The organism is Oceanospirillum sediminis, from assembly GCF_014164585.1.
GTDB classification, from domain to species: domain Bacteria; phylum Pseudomonadota; class Gammaproteobacteria; order Pseudomonadales; family Halomonadaceae; genus Oceanospirillum; species Oceanospirillum sediminis.
Genome location: NZ_JACJFM010000301.1, coordinates 1 through 324 on the forward strand (window position 1 = coordinate 1; position 324 = coordinate 324).

Genomic DNA, 324 nt, shown 5'->3' on the forward strand with positions numbered 1-324 from the left:
AGCCTGCACTTCTTATTGATGATGAAGGCTATATTCATATTGCTTTTGGCGGCCATGGAGGCATGCGTAAACATGGTGAAAATCTATTGGGAAATCATGGTTATGGGAAAAATTTACATGCGGTTTCTAAAAAACCTTTAGATATTTCTTCTTGGACAACATTAGATAATATTTCATTGTTTGGCACCTATAGTCAGTTTATAAAGATGGATAATGGCGATATGTACTTGTTTTATCGTCATGGTGCTCATAGAAGTGATTGGGTATATCAAAAATCTACAGATAACGGTGTTACTTTCGAAGCACCAGTATCGTTTTTAAAAC

1 protein-coding gene is annotated in these 324 nt (G+C 35.2%); it reads left to right on the top strand.

Going from position 1 to position 324, the window contains the following annotated elements; all coding sequences use genetic code 11:
• On the top strand, window positions 1–324 hold a 324-nt coding region (locus tag H4O21_RS28755), incomplete at both ends, for a BNR repeat-containing protein (protein WP_220495908.1).